The sequence below is a fragment of the Paenibacillus sp. FSL K6-1122 genome, assembly GCF_037977015.1.
GTDB classification, from domain to species: Bacteria; Bacillota; Bacilli; order Paenibacillales; family Paenibacillaceae; genus Paenibacillus; species Paenibacillus amylolyticus.
In genome coordinates this window covers 1,736,128-1,755,342 of record NZ_CP150272.1, presented here as the reverse complement: position 1 = coordinate 1,755,342, position 19,215 = coordinate 1,736,128, and the positions used below count along the sequence as shown (strand labels likewise).

The window sequence follows — 19,215 nt, the reverse complement described above, 5'->3', positions numbered from 1 at the left end:
TAGGAACTCCCTGAATGTGTTCATGTTACACGACATCCTGTGAATGTACATGTTTATTGCGGTTTGATCATCTTATAACCAACACCCCATACGGTCTGAATAAACTTGGGGTGTTTGCTGTCGAGTTCAATCTTCTCACGAATCTTGCGAATATGTACCATGACTGTATTATTCGACTCCATGAATTCTTCTTTCCATACTTGACGATAGATCTGTTCCATACTAAGTACTGAACCTTGGTGACGAGCCAGTAATTCAAGAACTGCAAATTCACGCGGAGTCAGACGAACCGGCTGCTCGTCCACCCAAACTTCATGTGTATCGGTATTAATGACCAGATCATCAATAACCCACTCGTGCTCTTTGTTCTCCCGACCTTCATTGAAGGTATGATACCTGCGCAGCTGGGATTTCGCCCGTGCGACAAGTTCAAGCGGGTTAAACGGCTTGGTCACATAATCATCGGCACCGATGCTTAGCCCTGTGATTTTATCCATATCCATACTTTTGGCGGACAGCATAATAATCGGCATTTTCTGCTCTTCCCGAATTTTCATACAAGCTTCGATTCCGTCCATATTTGGCATCATGACATCCAGAATAATGAGATCGATCGACTCTTTTTTCAATTGTTCCAGTGCTTCAAGCCCATCATTCGCGGTGAGAATCCGATAACCCTCGTTGCCAAAATAAATTTCCATCAGTTTAATAATCTCCTGCTCATCATCCACAAGCAGAATGGTTGCTGGCTGTGCCACGGCATTATTCCTTTCCCTTCCATAATTCCTTACCTGTTCAAAGTATACCACCGAGGGATGAAACTGCGAAAATCATCGTGATCTTCACGGACACGCTCGATCTTGGCCATCATCTCAAGCGTCTCTTCAGGCTTCACCTGCTGAATCCACACTACAGAAGACACCAGCGCCATAGCCGTATACAGTGAATACAATCTCCAGAATAACTCATCCGGTTCATTGCCATCGAAATAGCCTTGAATTTGACCTATGGAATATGGAATACTGATCTCTGAAGCAAACAAACCCAGCTTCAAAAATTCATGAATGGGATCACCTTGATCATAACGATTAAAATCAATCACTCCTACGAGTTTATCCTGCTTAACGACAAGATTGCTCGGGTGAAAGTCATCATGCTGAAATCCATCTGGACGATTTTTCATCCAACCGAGATGGTCTGCAATAAACGTTAGAATAACATGATCCTCTTTCATCACAATAGGGCACTGTTTATAGCGCTCCACGTAACGTTGATGCTTGGTGCTCTTGCGTATGTACCATGATTCGATCTGTTCCTCCATCGGCAACTGGTGAATCAGCTGTAGCTGCGCTCCTGCTTCCAAACCAACCGCCCACTGCTGCTGTTCATTCAGCTGAGGCAATCTCTCAGAAGCATCTTCGCCTTCAATGTAGCTAAGAATCATATATCCGTTCTTCTCATCCAATCTACCTGTGCCCAACGTTGCTGGACACAGTACACCTAATTGTTGCATGCTCTGCAAATATTGATATTCCCTTTGCTTCATCCATTCCTCAGCAATATCATACACCCTCACCAGCACATGGCCTTGACCAGGGACAAACATTTTGAATTTAGTATCTGCTGAATAACCCTTCATAACAGGTTCAATCCGCGTGGCCTGACCAAGTTCAGGAATCTGTTTTAACCTGTCAATCAACGTATTGTCCATCGATGCATTCCATGTATCGTGTTGTTCCACGTCCCGAATCCTCCGTTATTTCACGTATGGCGTGTAGTATCGTCGGTCTATTCCCACTTTAACCCATGATATTTCCTATAACATGCTTATATGTATTCTATCCGTTTCTATTTAAAAAGTACTGATTCGGGTTCTTTGCCCGTCAGGGTCAGCATCGTATACAATTGTCCTCTGTGATGATATACATGCCCCATAATCTCAAGTAACCACTCCAGCCGACTATAGGAAGCTCCCCAGTACGAATCCGTCACATGTAATAACTCTTCCGTGTTAAACTGCCTGTACCGTTGGTATAGATACATCTGGTTATCAATCAGAGCCTGCTTGATCTCACCGAGCGAATGCACCTGATTCTCTGCATAGAATTGAGCCATCTCTTCCTCCGATGCACCTTCGGAAATATAAACATCCGCTCGGCAGATCACAGACAGATGGGCTAGTAATTCTCCAACAGGTCGTTTACCTTCAATTGGAGTCAAAGCCAAGTCTTCTTCCGACAGCTGATCACATATATCGATTAAAGATGTTACAGCCACGTCAATATGTTTAAACGCAGATTGAATCAACAGTTACACTTCCTTTTTATCCCATTATACAGAACATATGATCGGTTATCAACCAAGATATCCCTCCTTAATATATACCCCAAATCTATATAAATTGAACAAAACATTTACACAAAACGGAGAAGACAGAAAGGACCTGAAGAAGCGGAGCTACAAGCTTTCTGCAGGAAAGCTACTTCGAAAGCATACACTTCGCCTACAAGCTTTCTGCAAGAAAGCTACATCGGAAGCATACGCTATCCCCGGATTTCCCCTTTATAGGAGGAATCAAAAAAATCTGGGGATAACAGCGATCGGAAGGTTGTTCTATCATCGGAGTGTGCAGTGTAAATATTCTTTAGTTCAATTTATATAACAATCTACGAACAAAAAAAGTCCTTCCTCCTTCATATAGACGGGATTCAGGACATTTTGTTGCCTATTTGTTTTCAAATCTTTGCTCAACTTGAGTATAACGAACAATACGTTTGCTCGAATCGTCCAGCCTCCAAGTCAGACTTGCGAATGAAAAATTGCAGTTCCCCGCAATCCCACCATTGGAAACCAATAGCATCATGTGTATCTATCTTCAACAGCAGTAGCGTATCGGATAGTTCCTGCCATGTCCGATCCTCATCACCGCCGTAATGTTTGGTCAGCTTCTTCTCACACTCCTGCTCATTATAATCGTACTCTTCTCCCAGTGCGATCTGTAACAAGGCACGATGCTCGGCATCCGGATGCTGCCCGTCAGGATATCCAAACATCCCACCCCAATTCAGCGTACTTGGATGATTCCAACTCGACTCGAATTCAAGGTAACGGTCATACAGACTCACTTCCGCTTCGGCCTCATCGGTCTCAAGCAGAGAAGGCGAGAGCTCATTCAGCGCGTTGGCGTCAATATATGCATATGTAGGAAACTCAAGATTAGGCAGCACAGTCACCGAATGTGCAACAAACGGTGCTCCATCCAGCGCGGTATCACCTTCAGGCTCTCGCCTTATGAGGTTATGAGAACTTGGCTCAAAAATCACACGATGTTCAATGGGACAAGCAGATTCATCCTTGCCAACGAAAAAGTATAACATTCCACGTTCAGGCAAAGTCCCGCGCCCATCATTCGGCGTATACGGCGACAAATCCACCAGGTTCAGTTGGGCCAGGAAAGTCATTGGAACTCCTTCTTGTGTTACGGGCCATTCCATGCGACTTGGCAAATCCGGATGTCCACCCACACGTGAGTTTCCTGTTCTGCGATATTCGTCCAGTGTGGATACATCGAGGCGAATTCCCCAGCGGCTTGAGGACAACAGCAGATCGGCAGCAACTCCCAAACCATATTCCTCAAGTGTTTTACGGGCTTTTCTGGTCAGACGTTCACATTGTTCTGGCTTAATCATATAGATCCTCCCCTTTTGACAATACACCTATGCTGAGACATATTCAGGTTCACACCTGTATATTCTTCCGCCCGGACGTCTTTCCCTGCTTCTAGCAAAAAAAGAGACTGACATCCCCTGTCAGTCTACTTCTTCATCCTATATTCCATTTAACGATTTGGATCAGAAGACTTTTCCTGGTAAGCACGCATATGCTCCTCACCGTCCAGGAATTCATGGGCCTGATGGGCTGCCATCACACCATGATAGCTGATATCCAGACCCAGATCTTCCTCTTCTTCTGTCGAACGTACAGGCACAATTTTGCCAATCAACTTCAGCCCGATCCAGGTCATGGCGAATCCCCAGATGACCAAGGCTGTAAGGCCAAGTGCCTGAACACCCAGCAACCTCCAGCCGCCGCCCATAAATAATCCACCATCCGTGGCAAACAGACCTACAGCAATCGTGCCCCACATTCCTGATGCGGCATGCACCGGGAAAGCACCAACCGGATCATCAATCTGTCGACGGTCCAGCCAGTTAGTGGCAGCCATCATCAACAAGCCGGACACTGCCCCAATAAATATCGCTGCTACATCACCAACAAAAGCACAGCCTGCCGTAATACCGACCAGTCCAGCAAGCGAACCGTTAATGACCGAGGGTGCATCTGAACGATTGAAGCGGAATAACGTATACAGCAACGTAACCGCACCACCCGAAGCCGCAGATAACATCGTGACAATCGCAATGTGACCAATTCTTACATCCGTCGCGCTGAGTGTACTACCAGCATTAAAGCCAAACCAACCGAACCATAACAGAAATGCACCTACAGATGCCAGTGGCAGATTGCTTGGGAGTGCAATGGCACTTACGCCAAGTGGCGTGTACTTCCCTTTACGCGGGCCAATGATAATCGCAGCAGCCAGTGCTGAGAATCCGCCGAGCGCATGGATGACAGCCGAACCGGCAAAGTCCTGCATCCCCAGCTGACTAAGCCAGCCGCCGCCCCATGCCCAGTGTCCACCAATCGGATAAATGATCGCCGTCATCAATATGATATACAAAAGATAAGCACGGAAGTTGATCCGCTCGGCCACCGCTCCCGAAACGATGGAAATAACGGCAATGGTAAAGGCCGCCTGGAACAACCAGAATGTCTCCAGAGATACCGGCACGTCCAGGTGAGACAAATCCCCATTCAGGAAAAATCCCGTTACTCCCGCAAAACCGCCTACGTCCGAACCATACATCAGTCCAAAACCGATGGCATAGAACAGCAACGTTCCAATCGTAATGTCAGCAAATACCTTCATAATAATGTTCACACTATTTTTATAACGCACAAAGCCAGCCTCGAGCAGGGCGAATCCACCCTCCATCAATAAAATCATCGCTGCACTCAATACGACCCAGACCGTATCAATCCCGGTGCTTAACGTCTCCAAAGTCATGCTTGTACATCCTCCGTTTCACTAAGCTGTCTGAGCTCACGGATTGTATCGGGCGCAAGCTCAATCTCGTCCCGCTCAATGCTGTCCGGATGCTTAATTCGTTCTGCAATCTGGTCCAGATCACGTATGCGTCTGCGAATCTGTTCCATCTTGCGAAAACGTTCCTTCACCTGAACCATATATTCCACCGCCTGATGATGGGATGCGGGGCGTCCCGCAAACCATTTGCGTACAGGCGACAACGATTGATAAGCAACCTCTTCCGCTCGACGCTTTTGTTCGAACTGTTCGATCTTTTTCTTGAGCGTTTCGATCTCATTTTCTTTTTTGACCTTCAGCCGTTCGATAAGGTACAATAAATCGGACGATGATATTTGCAATGCTGTATGGTGATACACCTCGTCGATTACTAACATATCATGTCAGGACTCCTTACATATCAAGTTACTTGTACCGATTATAGTTTGCCGGGGTCTGCCCGTCAATCTTTTTTTGGACTTGGGATGGATTTAAATGAACCGTTCATGGAGAACGGCTTTTTTTATTTGCCACGAATTACATCTAACAAAGGATAATGTTGCCTAGATTCGCATTCACTCTTTCCATTCTCAATGCTTATAGAATAAGCATCCACATTTGGGGTAATGAACATACACAGACTACCCGCATCATAGAACCTGTATATAAGGAGAGGATTCCACAATGTTTACTCGTAATGACAATATACGCAACCAAATCTGGGAAGCAGTCTCGGGACTCGAAGAAGAACAATTGAACCGAAAACCTTCACCCCAACAATGGAGTATTATGCAAGTACTACGACATCTGAATCTGATGGAAAATGTAATTGGAAAACAAGCCCGCCTGGCCCTCGAAAAGGAACAGACGGTGTCTGTGGACAAAAAACCATATGAACTATCGTTGGACCGCAGCCGCTCCGTCGAGGCACCACCCCATCTTCAGCCTCCAGCAGCACCTGAAGCACTTGCAGACGTACGCAGTGATCTGGACGAATCTCACCAAGCTTTAAACAACTTTGCATTGGATCATGATCCTGACCTGCTGCGTAGCAAGTCCTTTCCTCATCCCGTATTTGGTGAGATGGATCTAACCCAATGGATTGACTTTACAAGTTATCATGAGGAACGTCATCTAGGACAGATCCAAGAGATTAAACAGCAGCTTGGCGTATAAACACAACCTCCTTTTTCACATAGCGAAAAATATAGTCGAACGACAAAAAAACCTCCAATCCTATTAATTTAGGTTGGAGGTTTTCAGTGTTCTTATGTTACGAATAAGAACGACACTTATATTTTTTTGCCCAAAATCGCCAGATCTCTATTCACACCATCCAGCACGGCCACTTCGGGATAATATCCCCACTGTTCAAAACCATGTTTGCGCAATAACCCCAGACTCGGTTCGTTATGTCCGAAGACAAATCCAAGAATGGTCGTAATTCCAAGTGCAGGACACGCCGCAAATACCGTTTCGAGCAAACGTCCACCAGCCCCAATTCCGCGACATTGCTGATCCACGTATACACTGACTTCCACCGTTCCGTTATATGCAGGGCGCCCATAGAACGAGCTGATACTTGCCCAAGCTACCACCTGCCCTGCCTGCTTCATCACCCAAAGCGGACGATGTTCCGGTGTATGTTCCTCGAACCAAGGCAAACGTTGCTCCACCGTCACTGGCTCCAAATCCGCTGTTGCCATACGGCCCTCAATAGTAGAATTATAAATCTCCACAATCCTCGGCAAGTCCTCCAGGCGCGCATATTCAATCTGCACATCTTCCAGTTTCATCGCTATTCCTCCATCATTCCAGATCAAACCTCTAATTATAGAAGATATTATAACGGAGAAGAGAAGTCTTCGTCATCCCTAACATTCTGACAGAGAAATCTGTAAATGTTTAAGTAAACATTTACACGACAACGGAGAGGACAGAACCAATCAGAAGAAGCGAAGCTAAAAGCTTTCTGCAAGAAAGCTACTTCGGAAGCATACACTGCGCCTTTATCCCCGGATTTGCCCCTTTATATAAGGGAATCAATAAAATCTGGGGATAACAGCGATCCGAAGATGGTTCTGACCGCGTAGTAGTCCAGTGTAAATTCAATGCTTTAACTTATATATAGCATTACTCTGGAAGTCCCTGAATTGTGTTCCCACGAGTTAACTGCTGACTCTGGTCTGCCCAACGAATGTTAATTGAGCGAGATGTGAACAGATCCGGGCCGTCCGAAACCTGGAAATGCAGATGAGCTTCACTGGAGTTCCCCGAATTACCAAGCTCACCGATAGGGTCTCCCTGCTTGAGCTTATCTCCTTTTTTGACCGAAACACTGCCTTTCTTGATGTGTCCTGTGATGCTGTATTCACTGTTGCCATGGTCGATTACCACATAGTTACCGGCCGGTTCTTCCGGATTCATGACACCCGGCACATTGTCCGGTATATCGTTCTTGATATCGACGACAGTACCATCGGCAGCTGCATAGAGTGGTTCACCAAAAGCATAATAGTTTTCGTTTGCCGTTGCATCACCTTGATAACTGGATTGTTCTTTGGTCCGAACGATATCCAGTGCATAACGCTGCGTTTCGTGCTCATAATGATAGTTTGACAAGGCATCATTGCCTCCCCAGAATACGTACCATTCCCCCTTCATCGGCAATTGAAATTCCGTTTTGGAGAATTTGGCATCCGTGTCCTCATGAGCTTGCAGCGGTTGGATCGAGAGACCTTCAATTTGATTTTCTTCGGAAAAATAGGCTCGAATTCCTTTCGTCCCAGTCTGATCCTTCCAGGCCACCTCAGATATTTGATTCATTTTGGCGTCTACCACTTGCTCCCATGATTCAACACCCTCCAAAAAAGGATCGGCCGTCGTTTTGAACTGTTCAAGCGTTAACGTCCCCTTCAATTCGGGAGAGAATTGATTATAGATTGCATCCTTTGAACCGTTCATCAGCGTATCTATGAAATTGTCCGGTGTAACCACCGCGCTCACCTCTGAACTTGAGTTCTGCTCCTGATTGGAGTTCTCGCTCGCTTCATTATTGGACGCCTGTTCGGCTGACTGTAGCTCCGCCTCGTCGGAAGTAATCGAGTTGCTGTTGCCACAAGCAGACAATATCACGCAAGCTCCAAGGGTAATCACAAGCACCTTCCAGCCCCTTTTATTCTGTAATTTCGAATGTGTATGTTGCTCTGATTTCAGATGATCTTCTCTGTTCATTCTCAACATCCCTTCTGCTAGGACGTGTCTCAAAACTCGCTGAAGTGCATCTTTTACCGCCTTTTCGCCCCCTGCTACGTCAATTTCCCTTGACGTGCCCCGGCACGCCTGCGGAAAACTTCCTTGCTTGGAACGAAAATTCGGCAAAATCTGCTTCCTTCAGAGTTTTTAGACACGCCCTGATCGTTATACTTTCCAGTTAAGTGTACAGAATGAGTCTTATCCTTCGTCTAACCCCATCTTACATGTAGTTAAACTTGCAACGCCTTTTGAGGCTGTATAATTAAGATTCCGTTAAGATAGCTCATACGTTATACAGCCCTCTTGGATGGTATGATTAGCAATACACACAACGGAAGGATCAGGAGGTCAATTTTAAACTATGGATAACGTCTCATTACTGCTTGTGGATGATGAACAGGCTATTCTGCATATGCTCAAAACCGTTCTGCTCAAAGAGCAGTTTCTCGATATTGATACCGTTACAACAGGCGAAGCTGCCATGGAGGCATGCAACAACAAGACGTATCATTGCATCGTGCTCGACATCATGCTTCCTGGCAAAAGCGGACTGGAAATCTGTCCTTTTCTACGGCAGGTCACCGATGCGCCTATCCTGTTTCTAACGGCCAAAACAACCGATTATGACAAATTAACCGGATTCGCCGTTGGTGGCGACGATTATGTCGCCAAACCCTTTAATCCGCTGGAAGTCGTTGCTCGAATTAAATCATTACTGAAGCGTTATTTACCATCTAAAACCGCAGCGATCTCGAATCACGTCCCATCTAACGTAAATACGTCATCTCCCAGCACATCGGAAGGCGTGTACGACTTTGGACGGTTTCAAGTGCTGGAGTGGGCTGGTGAACTTCGTGTTGAAGGTGAGTCCGTATCTTGTCCGGCACTTGTGTTCCAACTGTTACTCTTTTTCTGCAAACATCCCAATCGAATCTTCACCAAATCAGATCTATATGAGCGGGTCTGGGGCTCGGAAGCCATTAGTGATGACAATACTGTGATGGTTCATATTCACCGCATTCGGGAGCGCATTGAAGCCGATCCTTCCAATCCGGTGTTTCTTGTTAACGTCCGGGGTCTGGGGTACAAACTGATTCAGCCGGAACATGTGTCACGCCCATGAGTATTCGTCGCAGGTTAATGACCCGGTTTATCGGGATGCTTGCCGGTGCAGTCGTTCTTATCATCCTGCTTGGGTCTGTAGCCACTTACTGGGTCGTGCAAAAGGTAAATGAAGTGAATCTGGTAGATGATTTTGCTGCCAATGGTCTGGACCAATTGATTAGTACAGCAGAAATCATGCCGGATGATACGATCCGATATGACCCCGAATTGCTAAAGCAAGTGGATAAATATCAAGGCTGGCTCCAAGTTTTGGATGAACAAGGTTACGCCATTGATGAATACCACACACCCGCCGATGTTCCTACTCACTATAAACCGGGGGAATTGATTGCATACTGGGAAGGCCAGAAGCCTTTTCCTTATCAGATCGTCATGCTGATCCGGGAGAAAAACGGGAAGAACTTCACCTTGTTATATGGCGAGAGTAACCCGGCCAAGTCCTTAATGAATAACATTCGTTCAGACCTTGCTTTCACCAACGGGAAGCTTAATCTTCAGCCCGACCAACAGGAGGCCCTCCGTGCCGCCAATGCTTATCTTCAAGTATTGGACGCATCAGGAAGCGAACTCTCCTCCTATAACAAACCAGCCATGGGCGTACCAAGCGAATACACCATTCAGGAACTGGTTCTGCAAATTCGCTATCCGAGTCGATCAGGTATGTCTGTTGCAACGTGGTACGACGAACAGAATGAAACCACCTGGCTGATTAGCATACCTGGTGATCCATTGACGACCGGAACTCAAAACCCCTACAGTTTTATTCTGGAACCGGCATTGGTTGTATTGATCGTGTCTATCATCATGCTGCTCATTTTGCTTGCCTTCTGGTATGCCAACCGATTTGGCTCACCCATGCTGCATATGCTCCAATGGTTACAACGTCTGGAGCGAGGACATTACGAGGAACCTGCCGGAGCCTCTGGAGTGCCTCGCAGTCAGCGTCGTAACGGAAAATGGAAACGAAAATACAACGTGTATGCTGAAGTGCTTCGCTCCATGCAGGCCCTGTCTCACACTTTGAAGCAAGATGAAGAACTTCGGAAACAGACCGATTCTCTGCGGGAGGAGTGGATCGCTGGCATAACACATGACCTGAAGACACCCCTCTCCTCCATTCAGGGATATGCTCATATGCTTGAGGCGGATAAGTATAGCTGGACCGCGGAGGAAGTCAGGGAATTCGCAGGCATAATGCTCGATAAGTCCATGTATATGGACAGGCTTGTCAACGACCTTGCCATGACCTATCGATTACGCAGTGGTGGATATCAACCTGCAGTGGAAGAGACTGACGTAAATACGTTGCTCCGTGATCTGGTCCAGCGCGCTGAACGGAATCCGGCATATGGAGAAGGTCGCATCCTATTCCAACCTTCTGAAGTGCCTGTGTATGGACTTGTCCATATTCCGTCGTTTGAACGAATTGTGGATAATCTGACCGCCAATGCCCTTCTTCATAATCCGCCCGAGTCCATCCTGGTTGTCAGTGTGCATTCAGGTAAGCAAGCAGATGAATTCAGCATTCAGTTTGCCGATAATGGAAGAGGCATGGACTCCGAGATGGTATGGAAGTTATTTGAACGATACTATCGCGGTACAGATACAGGTACATCGGACGTTGGATCAGGGCTGGGCATGGCGGTAACCAAAGGTTTGATCGAAGCCATGAATGGTCGTATTGAGGTACAGTCCACCCCTGGTGAAGGAACGATCATTCGCTTAATATGGGATGGGCCGTCCGAAACCAATTAAAATGTTCCGCTTGACCTTTCCATTTTCAGTCTATATAATCGACACTCAATAACACCTGTTCCAATATATTAATATTGAATGCAACACATTTCAGAATAATTTGAATGAGTTGACCTAACATATTTGGCGATGACCAGAGACATGATTTCGTTTGCGTGCTGCCCAGAGAGAGAGGGGATTGGTGAAACCTTCTTCAGCGAACGGACCGGAATTACCCCTCTGCAGCCGTGACCTCGAACCTCAGCATTTCGAACTTCCCTCGGATGTTTGGCATGCTGCCAGTAGAGTTCACCGCCTGATCCCCGATAACGGATTCCAATGAGGGTTATGATGTTTTCTGTTCCGGCGGCTGGCCGAGAGCAGGGTGCACCATAACCAAAATTAGGGTGGAACCACGAGCCAAGCGCACTCGTCCCTTTTCCGGGACGGGTGTTTTTTGCGCTTTCATTTTAAGAAATGGAGAGTGGTTCACATGAGCAAACAAGAAAACAGTAACTCAGTAAGCAACAAATCAGGTAACGAAATAAACAACCAAGCAAATGATCTTCAACCATCCAGTCATTCCATTGAGGTCCATCTGCAAGGTGGCGCGATACGTTCTTACGAAGCAGGCATCACTGTAGGTGCGGTTGCCTCATCTATCAGCACAAGTCTTGGGAAACAGGCTATCGGCGGTATTGTAGATGGTCAAAATGTCGATCTCGATTGGGTGCTCCAGCAAGATTGCGAACTTGTTATCGTTACTTTAGAAAGTGCGGAAGGTCTGTATCGTTATCGTCACAGCGCAGCACATGTGCTCGCACAGGCACTCAAACGCATCTACGGTGCAGAACAAGTGAAACTGGGTATCGGCCCAGTCATTGAAGATGGATTCTATTACGATGTTGATCTGGATCATGCCTTGTCCATCAGTGATTTGGCTGCCATTGAACGGGAAATGAACAAAATTATTCAGGAAAATGAAAAGATCAGTCGGCGGGTCGTTAGCCGGGAAGAAGCCCTCCGTATCTTCGGAGAAATCCAGGACCCCTACAAGCTTGAACTCATTCAGGATTTGCCAGAGGACGCCGAGCTTTCGATCTATGATCAAGGAGAGTTCTTCGATCTGTGTCGCGGTCCCCATCTTCCATCCACTGGTCGGATCAAAGCGTTCAAGCTGTTGAATGTAGCTGGTGCGTACTGGCGGGGGAACTCGGATAATAAGATGTTGCAACGCATCTACGGCACTGCTTTCCCGAACAAAGCCCAACTGGATGAACATCTGCACATGCTCGAAGAAGCGAAGAAACGGGATCACCGTAAACTTGGCAAAGAGCTTGAACTGTTCATGTTCTCCGAAGAAGCGCCCGGCATGCCCTTTTATCTACCCAAAGGCATGACTGTTCGCACTGAACTGGAGCAATTCTCGCGTGAGCTGCAATTACAGGAAGGTTATCAGGAAGTTCGGACTCCTCTCATGATGAACAACCGGCTGTGGGAGCAATCCGGCCATTGGGAGCATTACAAGGACAACATGTATTTCTCGGAAGTGGACGATGCCACTTTTGCACTGAAACCGATGAACTGTCCTGGACACATGCTGATCTTCAAAAACACACTTCATTCCTATCGCGAATTACCCATTCGCATGATGGAATTTGGTCAGGTTCACCGCCATGAATTCTCAGGTGCCCTGAACGGTATGATGCGTGTGCGGACATTCTGCCAGGATGATGCCCATCTCTACGTCATGCCAGAGCAGATCGAAGACGAGATCAATCAGGCGATCTCACTGATCGGACGTATGTACGACATCTTTGGGTTCGAATATAAGATTGAATTGTCCACTCGCCCGGAAGATTCCATGGGATCGGAAGAACTGTGGGATCAAGCTGAAAGAGCTTTGCAAAATGTTCTGGATCGTCGGGGCGTGGAGTATCGCATTAACGAAGGGGACGGTGCCTTTTATGGACCGAAAATTGACTTTCATATCCTTGATGCGCTGAAGCGCAGCTGGCAGTGCGGAACAATCCAGCTTGATTTTCAAATGCCGGAGAAGTTCGACCTCACTTACATTGGCGAAGATAGTCTGAAACACCGTCCTGTCGTGATCCATCGTGCCATCTACGGTTCCATCGATCGTTTCATCGGCATCCTGACTGAACACTATGCAGGAGCATTTCCACTCTGGCTCGCACCTGTACAAGTGAAGCTGCTGCCTGTATCAGATCATTACGCAGACTATGCGCTCCAAGTACAGAGCGAGCTCCGGGCTGCGGGCATTCGGGTAGAAACAGATCTTCGCAGCGAGAAGCTCGGATACAAAATCCGTGAAGCCCAGATGGAAAAAGTGCCTTATTCGCTCGTACTTGGTGAGAATGAGAAAAATGCCTCATCCGCCTCTGTCCGTGCACACGGTCAGGGAGATCAAGGCATTCAACGTATTGAAGCTGTTATTGAAATGATTCAACAAGCTGTAAAAGCAAAAGTATAAAAGATGTAACGACTCTTTTCATGGGTCACTCATCAGCTTGTGCTGAATTACAACTTCTCGTCATCTCTTAGCCCCACCTGTTCTTCGCTCCACGTCCAGAAACGCTCAGCTGAAGCATCGTCAACGGCATGTGCCTTCAGCTGCTGCTCTTTCTGTTGATAGAAGTAACGACCGGTGATGCCGACGACTTCAGGGCTTGTGGCCAGATAAACAGCCGTTCGCGCCCCTTCTTCAGGGGACAGAAAGAATGGAAGTTTACCTGCAAACGCCATAATGCGTGTGCCAAATCCGGTATTGCGATCTACGCCAATACTCGTTCCCACCGCACCAGGGTGTAGACAGTTCACTGTGACAGACGTACCTGACAGTTTGCTAGCCAGTGCACGAGTGAACAGCACGTTCGCCAGTTTGGATTGAGCATAACTTTTGATCGGATTATAACCTTTGTGCAGATGTGGATCTTCGAAGTGGATTTTGCCGGCCTTGTAGGCACCTGACGAAACGTTCACAACCCGTCCCTGCTTCGCAGCTTTCAGAGGTTCTATCAAAAGTAAGGTCAGCAGGAAATGTCCCAGATGGTTAATACCGATACTTTGTTCGAACCCGTCTGAGGTTTCCTTCCGCTTAACCATCACTACCCCCGCATTATTAACCAGAACGTCAAGGTGATCATGACGCTCGCGGAATGTGCCGGCAAACTGGCGTATACTTTCGAGTGAACCCAGGTCACACAGTATCAATTCAATCGCAGAAGAACCGGACTGACGCACAGCTTCCTGAAGAGCCTCCTGTCCGCGCTTCTCACTGCGGCATGCCATAATTACGCGATATCCTTGCCTTGCAAGTTCAATGGTGGTTGCCAACCCCATACCTGAGTTAGCTCCTGTTACAATTGCTGTCTGATTGGACATGAGGTACTTCCCTTCTGAACCTGAGGTTCCGAAATTAGAGGCGCGACGACGGACAATATGAGATAATGATAGGATCACATCTCGGTTTCCATGGGAGGACAAGTATGCTGACCAAAGAAGATTTTAAAAAAGTTAAAAAACAAGCCAAACTTGAAATCGCACTACTCGAACAGGATTATCAGGAAATCTTGCAGAACGTTGATTCTACGCTGTATGAAAAATACGGTATTTTGGACAAAGAAGAAACACGTGACTTCACCCGAAAACGCAAAAACCGAAGATATGCTTCACTGGTCATCGAACTATGCGCCATTATTGAACAAATGTTACATCAACTGTATAGAGACGTATATCAGAAAAAGTTTAATTCGACCCAGCTGATGAAAACTCCTGCCTACCGTGCACGCTCCAATATGGAGATTATTCAGTCCGAACTGAGTAAAGAGTTTATTGCTCTGGAACCCGAAAAAGAAAACTTCGCTGAAGCCCTTAGTCTGGTGTTTCAGACGAGGAACAAACTTGTTCATGATAATTTCTCATTTGTCACCATCGTTAAGGACGGCAGTAATGAAGAAGAAACGTTCGAAGCACTGCTCCATACCGTTAAAAAATATAGAAAACACTTGAAATATAATCGCCCTGAATAACAACAATCATCGCTAAAAAATATAAGGAGGTGTACCGGACTACGGTCCGAATAACCATGAGCCATCCAACAACTTCGATTACTGTGCTAAATCTTCAGATTCCCACACCTTCCGGGAACAGCCCCATATTCCCCGTCATGCTTCGTGATGTAGATGGCGTTACCTTGGTGGATACAGGCATGATCGGACAATTTGCAGAACTTCAATCCGCATTGGAACAAGAGGGCGTACAGCTCTCGGACGTCAAACGTGTGATTATTACTCATCAGGACATCGATCATATCGGTAACGTGGGTGCTCTGCTGGATGCCATCCCTGATCTGGAAATCTGGGCACATGCCGATGAGATTCCATATCTAACCGGTGAGAAGCCTTTGATCAAATTCACACCTGAACGTCGTGCTCTGCTGCCCGCGCCCGTTTTGGCACTGGCAGATCAACTGCTCTTGCAGTTGCCTGAAGTGAACATTAGCAGAACGCTGGCAGACGGGGACATATTACCCCTTCAAGGTGGTACACAGGTCATTCATACACCGGGACATACGCCAGGCCATATCTGCCTGTATTTCGGGGAGCAACAGTTCCTGCTCGCTGCCGATGAACTTCGTGTGGTTGATGATGAACTGGTTGGCCCTGCACCACAAGCGACACCGGACATGCCTGAAGCGCTGCGAAGCCTGAAGAAACTGACCGACCTTAAGCTCAATAAGGTTCTCTGTTATCACGGTGGAGAGTACATGAATGATCCGGCTCAGCGTATTGCCACACTTGCGGAGAGCGCAGAATAGTAAAGAACGCGGACTTGTGAGTATTTTTGGAATGACACAAGCATCCTGTTAACGTTGTTTCTCTTCGTGCGGCATTGTGCGTTGTAGCTCATTCAAGATTAGGATGACACATACATTACAATAAAGGAGCTGTCCCATAAGTCATGAATTTGACGGGGACAGCTCCTTTAATTAATTAACCACGCATTTCTACTACTGCACTGGAGTTGACCGTATGGTAGCACCTATTGCGCACGGTATGCACGCAGTATCTTATATTACACCTGGCATCTGCACAGTATCTTTCCCCTTAACCCCGACTCAACTCTCCGGAGTAAGTACAATCAGCTTGTCATCTCCATCTCGTGGTGATCCCCGTCCATCCCGATTGTTCGTAAGCACATACAACTTCCCGTCCTCACCAGCACTCACATTGCGAATCCGGCCCCATTCATCTTCGAAGATGGGTTCCACCTTCTCCACCTGTGTGCCATCTTCCGAAAGAGTGACCTTCAGCAGCTGCTCTCCACGCAGATTTGCAGCAATCATTGATCCAGCCCAAGGTCCTTCTTCTACAAAAGCTACACCAGACGGCGCCCATGTATCGTTCCCACTATGTGCAAGCGGAGCCTGATATGCGCCATTGTCATCGTCGTCTCCCTCCACCTCGGGCCAGCCATAATTCTCACCAGCTACAATCCGGTTAATCTCATCATGATTCCGCTGACCATGCTCGGTAGAATAGAGGTAACCGTTGTCCGGATTCCATGCCAGTCCCTGTGCGTTACGGTGTCCCATACTGTATACAGGTGAATTCGGCCATGGGTTGTCTGCCGGGATCGATCCATCGAGACCTATCCGCAATATTTTACCTCCAAGGCTATCTTCGTTCTGTGACAATTCCGGTTCATAACGTTCACCTGTCGTGATATAGAGCAACTTGTCCGGGCCAATTTTGATCCGCCCACCGTTATGATTTGTTCCGCCTGGAATGTTACCAAGCAACTCTTGATCTATGACCGCTTTGCCATCATTCACCTTGAGACGTAACACTCGATTCGCAATGTCGTCGCCTTCCAGGTAGGAGTGGTATGCATACAAATAACCGTTATCCTCGAAGTCCGGATCAGCTGCAAGACCCAACAGACCTCCCTCACCTTCTTCATTAAATGGGGCTGAGAATTCAATCAGTGGTTCAGGGGCTAGTTTTCCATCCTCAATGGCCCGAATCGCACCAGGGCGTTCCGTTACAAACATCCGACCATCAGGCACACTCACAATCTCCCATGGTGCATTCAATCCTTCAACCAGTACGGAAGCCTGATACGGAATAACCGTCTCTCCCTGCGCTCCACTCTCATTTCCACTTGCACCGGTATTGCCTCCGTTGGCCGTCTGTCCCTGACCTGTTCCCTGTCCCTGAGACGTCTGCTCTGTTCCTCCCGTAGAAGGTTCGCCTGAAGAACATGACGCGGTTAACAGTGCCACACTTAATAATGAAGCATACAGCGGAACGGTTACTCGATTATTCATGATTACATCTCCCTTCGTATTTCGTTCTTCTGTATAAAATAAATAAGCCAAGCTTCAACGTATTGTTAACTTATTGTTCGCTATAGTTGTGGTGTTATTATTCATCTGTAAAGCGGTTTCGCCCTGTATTACCCTTCATACCAACCACTTAAACCGAGAATTCAAGGGATTTCGAGGACATGAAATCACTGCGGTTTGGAATTCCATCATAATCTTTTATAATAGAAGGATAGTATGAATGGAAAGGTGGACAACTACACTTATGAATCAAAACCCTTTATCTCGTCTTGAAGCCAATCTGTCCGGGCAAGGATTGGACGCCATGCTGATCACAGATCCAAAACATATCTACTATTTAACTGGATTTGCGAGCAATCCGCATGAACGCTTCCTAGGTCTGGTTCTCGCACGCGGCGAAGAGCCCCTGTTGATTGTACCTGCGCTCGATGCTGAAGCTGCCGCAGCCGCTTCTTCGGTATCCAACATTGCCACTCACACGGATACGGATAATCCATACGCTTTGTTTGATCGTTATCAGGGGCGCTTGGGCCGAGTTGGTCTCGAGAAAGAATACGTGACGGTCGCACGTTATGAGCAGCTGACCGCCGCGCTAGGTGCTGCCAGCTTTGAAGATGTTGGCCCCCTGCTTCGCACATTACGTGTGAAAAAAACACCGGATGAGGTAGCCCGCATTCGCCACGCCATTTATCTGATTGAAGAAACATTGCGTCAAGGACTCTCTCATGTTCGCACAGGTGTAACCGAGATCGAACTTGTCGCCGAGATGGAGTATCAGATGAAAAAGCTGGGTGCCGACGGCCCTTCCTTTGATACCATGGTGCTCACGGGACCCAAAACAGGTCTGCCACACGGTACACCCGGTGAACGGAAACTGCAACATGGTGACCTGTTGATGTTTGATATGGGTGTGTATGCTGGAGGATATGCCTCGGATATCACACGTACATTCGCCTTTGGTGACATCTCACCTGAACTCAAAACCATCTATAACACTGTACTCGCAGCGAACGAAGCTGCTATCCAAATCGTGAAACCAGGCATCACCTGCGCCGAAGTGGATCGTGCAGCACGCCAGGTCACGGAAGAAGCGGGATACGGCGAGCGCTTTATGCATAGAGTAGGCCATGGATTGGGTATCGACGTACATGAGTATCCTTCTCTCCATGGAGAGAATATGGACATCCTGAATGAAGGTACCGTATTCACGATTGAACCGGGCATCTATACCGCAGCAGGCGGCGTCCGTATCGAAGATGATGTAATTGTGACCGAGACGGGTATCGAAGTTCTGACGACATATCCAAAAGAACTGCAAATCCTTAGCGACTAATCCAATTGGATCTATGTCAAAACAGCCCATATACATCAATGCTCAGCCGATATTATGCATCATGAACTAAACTGCACGAAACTGTGCTGAACTGTATCTTCAAAATAATATACTCTTTTCGCGTACGCCTCAGGCCTGTATACAGAAAAAGTAGCAAGTACACACGCGAACACAAAAATCCCGCAAATCCATGAATATCATGGGTTGCGGGATTTTAATTAATACAAAGCATATCCTAAATTACTCCGTCTG

The 19,215-nt window shown here is 47.1% G+C and carries 17 protein-coding genes; 7 read left to right on the top strand and 10 right to left on the bottom strand.

Annotated features, from left to right (window positions below):
* Positions 1-53: 53 nt before the first annotated feature.
* From NSQ20_RS07720 to NSQ20_RS07695, 6 genes are all read right to left on the bottom strand, one after another.
* On the bottom strand, positions 54-758 hold the full coding sequence (locus tag NSQ20_RS07720; protein ID WP_026081203.1) for a response regulator transcription factor: 705 nt from the start codon (positions 756-758) through the stop codon (positions 54-56).
* A gap of 29 nt (positions 759-787) precedes the next feature.
* Positions 788-1,741 carry an aminoglycoside phosphotransferase family protein gene (locus NSQ20_RS07715; protein WP_143781382.1) on the bottom strand — a complete coding sequence of 318 codons (954 nt, stop codon included), beginning with the start codon at positions 1,739-1,741 and terminating at the stop codon, positions 788-790.
* 107 nt (positions 1,742-1,848) lie between these two features.
* Entirely contained in the window at positions 1,849-2,307 is a 459-nt protein-coding gene (locus NSQ20_RS07710) for a DinB family protein (RefSeq protein WP_051449640.1), read from the bottom strand.
* A gap of 440 nt (positions 2,308-2,747) precedes the next feature.
* A complete protein-coding gene (locus tag NSQ20_RS07705; protein ID WP_036669159.1) occupies positions 2,748-3,689 on the bottom strand; it encodes a YwqG family protein in 942 nt (313 codons plus the stop codon).
* Positions 3,690-3,838: 149 nt separating this feature from the next.
* Positions 3,839-5,128 carry an ammonium transporter gene (locus NSQ20_RS07700; RefSeq protein ID WP_036610695.1) on the bottom strand — a complete coding sequence of 430 codons (1,290 nt, stop codon included), beginning with the start codon at positions 5,126-5,128 and terminating at the stop codon, positions 3,839-3,841.
* Positions 5,125-5,544 (bottom strand): hypothetical protein, encoded by a 420-nt coding sequence (locus NSQ20_RS07695; protein WP_036669157.1) that lies wholly within the window; start codon positions 5,542-5,544, stop codon positions 5,125-5,127. Before NSQ20_RS07695 ends, NSQ20_RS07700 begins: the two co-directional genes overlap by 4 nt.
* 286 nt (positions 5,545-5,830) lie before the next feature.
* Here NSQ20_RS07695 and NSQ20_RS07690 point away from each other — a divergent pair, with 286 nt between their 5' ends.
* A complete protein-coding gene (locus NSQ20_RS07690; RefSeq protein WP_036669156.1) occupies positions 5,831-6,322 on the top strand; it encodes a DinB family protein in 492 nt (163 codons plus the stop codon).
* Between the two features lie 116 nt (positions 6,323-6,438).
* Here the strand turns inward: NSQ20_RS07690 and NSQ20_RS07685 are convergent, their stop codons facing one another.
* Together NSQ20_RS07685 and NSQ20_RS07680 are read right to left on the bottom strand one after the other, a co-directional pair.
* Complete coding sequence (locus tag NSQ20_RS07685; protein ID WP_036669154.1) at positions 6,439-6,942, bottom strand: GNAT family N-acetyltransferase; 504 nt, start codon at positions 6,940-6,942, stop codon at positions 6,439-6,441.
* A gap of 337 nt (positions 6,943-7,279) precedes the next feature.
* Positions 7,280-8,380 carry a peptidoglycan DD-metalloendopeptidase family protein gene (locus NSQ20_RS07680; protein WP_051449633.1) on the bottom strand — a complete coding sequence of 367 codons (1,101 nt, stop codon included), beginning with the start codon at positions 8,378-8,380 and terminating at the stop codon, positions 7,280-7,282.
* A gap of 382 nt (positions 8,381-8,762) precedes the next feature.
* Here NSQ20_RS07680 and NSQ20_RS07675 point away from each other — a divergent pair, with 382 nt between their 5' ends.
* The 3 genes from NSQ20_RS07675 (at position 8,763) to thrS (ending at position 13,754) form a co-directional block, all read left to right on the top strand.
* Positions 8,763-9,524 carry a response regulator transcription factor gene (locus tag NSQ20_RS07675; RefSeq protein ID WP_036669152.1) on the top strand — a complete coding sequence of 254 codons (762 nt, stop codon included), beginning with the start codon at positions 8,763-8,765 and terminating at the stop codon, positions 9,522-9,524.
* Positions 9,521-11,281, top strand: coding sequence for a HAMP domain-containing sensor histidine kinase (locus NSQ20_RS07670; RefSeq protein ID WP_036669151.1), 1,761 nt, complete (start codon positions 9,521-9,523; stop codon positions 11,279-11,281). The genes NSQ20_RS07675 and NSQ20_RS07670 overlap by 4 nt, the downstream gene beginning before the upstream one ends.
* Positions 11,282-11,753: 472 nt before the next feature.
* Positions 11,754-13,754: a threonine--tRNA ligase gene (gene thrS / locus NSQ20_RS07665; protein WP_235193758.1), complete on the top strand. Its 2,001-nt coding sequence runs from the start codon at positions 11,754-11,756 to the stop codon at positions 13,752-13,754.
* 47 nt (positions 13,755-13,801) lie between these two features.
* Here the strand turns inward: thrS and NSQ20_RS07660 are convergent, their stop codons facing one another.
* Positions 13,802-14,665 (bottom strand): SDR family oxidoreductase, encoded by an 864-nt coding sequence (locus NSQ20_RS07660; protein ID WP_036669149.1) that lies wholly within the window; start codon positions 14,663-14,665, stop codon positions 13,802-13,804.
* 104 nt (positions 14,666-14,769) lie between these two features.
* Here NSQ20_RS07660 and NSQ20_RS07655 point away from each other — a divergent pair, with 104 nt between their 5' ends.
* Positions 14,770-15,312, top strand: a complete 543-nt coding sequence (locus tag NSQ20_RS07655) for a hypothetical protein (RefSeq protein WP_036669147.1) — start codon at positions 14,770-14,772, stop codon at positions 15,310-15,312.
* A gap of 56 nt (positions 15,313-15,368) precedes the next feature.
* Positions 15,369-16,100, top strand: coding sequence for an MBL fold metallo-hydrolase (locus NSQ20_RS07650; RefSeq protein ID WP_051449631.1), 732 nt, complete (start codon positions 15,369-15,371; stop codon positions 16,098-16,100).
* Between the two features lie 300 nt (positions 16,101-16,400).
* Here the strand turns inward: NSQ20_RS07650 and NSQ20_RS07645 are convergent, their stop codons facing one another.
* The gene (locus tag NSQ20_RS07645) at positions 16,401-17,612 is read right to left on the bottom strand and encodes a PQQ-dependent sugar dehydrogenase (protein WP_036669142.1); all 1,212 of its coding nucleotides are present in this window, start codon (positions 17,610-17,612) and stop codon (positions 16,401-16,403) included.
* A gap of 262 nt (positions 17,613-17,874) precedes the next feature.
* On the opposite strand from NSQ20_RS07645, the gene NSQ20_RS07640 reads away from it, so the two are divergent.
* Positions 17,875-18,963 (top strand): Xaa-Pro peptidase family protein, encoded by a 1,089-nt coding sequence (locus NSQ20_RS07640; RefSeq protein ID WP_036669140.1) that lies wholly within the window; start codon positions 17,875-17,877, stop codon positions 18,961-18,963.
* Positions 18,964-19,215: the final 252 nt, after the last annotated feature.

Bases quoted from the DNA above. Each gene is read 5' to 3' on its own strand.
- NSQ20_RS07685 (WP_036669154.1), bottom strand. From the start codon at position 6,942: ATGAAACTGGAAGATGTGCAGATTGAATATGCGCGCCTGGAGGACTTG.
- NSQ20_RS07660 (WP_036669149.1), bottom strand. From the start codon at position 14,665: ATGTCCAATCAGACAGCAATTGTAACAGGAGCTAACTCAGGTATGGGG.
- NSQ20_RS07705 (WP_036669159.1), bottom strand. From the start codon at position 3,689: ATGATTAAGCCAGAACAATGTGAACGTCTGACCAGAAAAGCCCGTAAA.
- NSQ20_RS07690 (WP_036669156.1), top strand. From the start codon at position 5,831: ATGTTTACTCGTAATGACAATATACGCAACCAAATCTGGGAAGCAGTC.
- NSQ20_RS07700 (WP_036610695.1), bottom strand. From the start codon at position 5,128: ATGACTTTGGAGACGTTAAGCACCGGGATTGATACGGTCTGGGTCGTA.
- NSQ20_RS07645 (WP_036669142.1), bottom strand. From the start codon at position 17,612: ATGAATAATCGAGTAACCGTTCCGCTGTATGCTTCATTATTAAGTGTG.
- NSQ20_RS07655 (WP_036669147.1), top strand. From the start codon at position 14,770: ATGCTGACCAAAGAAGATTTTAAAAAAGTTAAAAAACAAGCCAAACTT.
- NSQ20_RS07695 (WP_036669157.1), bottom strand. From the start codon at position 5,544: ATGTTAGTAATCGACGAGGTGTATCACCATACAGCATTGCAAATATCA.
- NSQ20_RS07640 (WP_036669140.1), top strand. From the start codon at position 17,875: ATGAATCAAAACCCTTTATCTCGTCTTGAAGCCAATCTGTCCGGGCAA.
- thrS (WP_235193758.1), top strand. From the start codon at position 11,754: ATGAGCAAACAAGAAAACAGTAACTCAGTAAGCAACAAATCAGGTAAC.
- NSQ20_RS07675 (WP_036669152.1), top strand. From the start codon at position 8,763: ATGGATAACGTCTCATTACTGCTTGTGGATGATGAACAGGCTATTCTG.
- NSQ20_RS07680 (WP_051449633.1), bottom strand. From the start codon at position 8,380: ATGAACAGAGAAGATCATCTGAAATCAGAGCAACATACACATTCGAAA.
- NSQ20_RS07650 (WP_051449631.1), top strand. From the start codon at position 15,369: ATGAGCCATCCAACAACTTCGATTACTGTGCTAAATCTTCAGATTCCC.
- NSQ20_RS07670 (WP_036669151.1), top strand. From the start codon at position 9,521: ATGAGTATTCGTCGCAGGTTAATGACCCGGTTTATCGGGATGCTTGCC.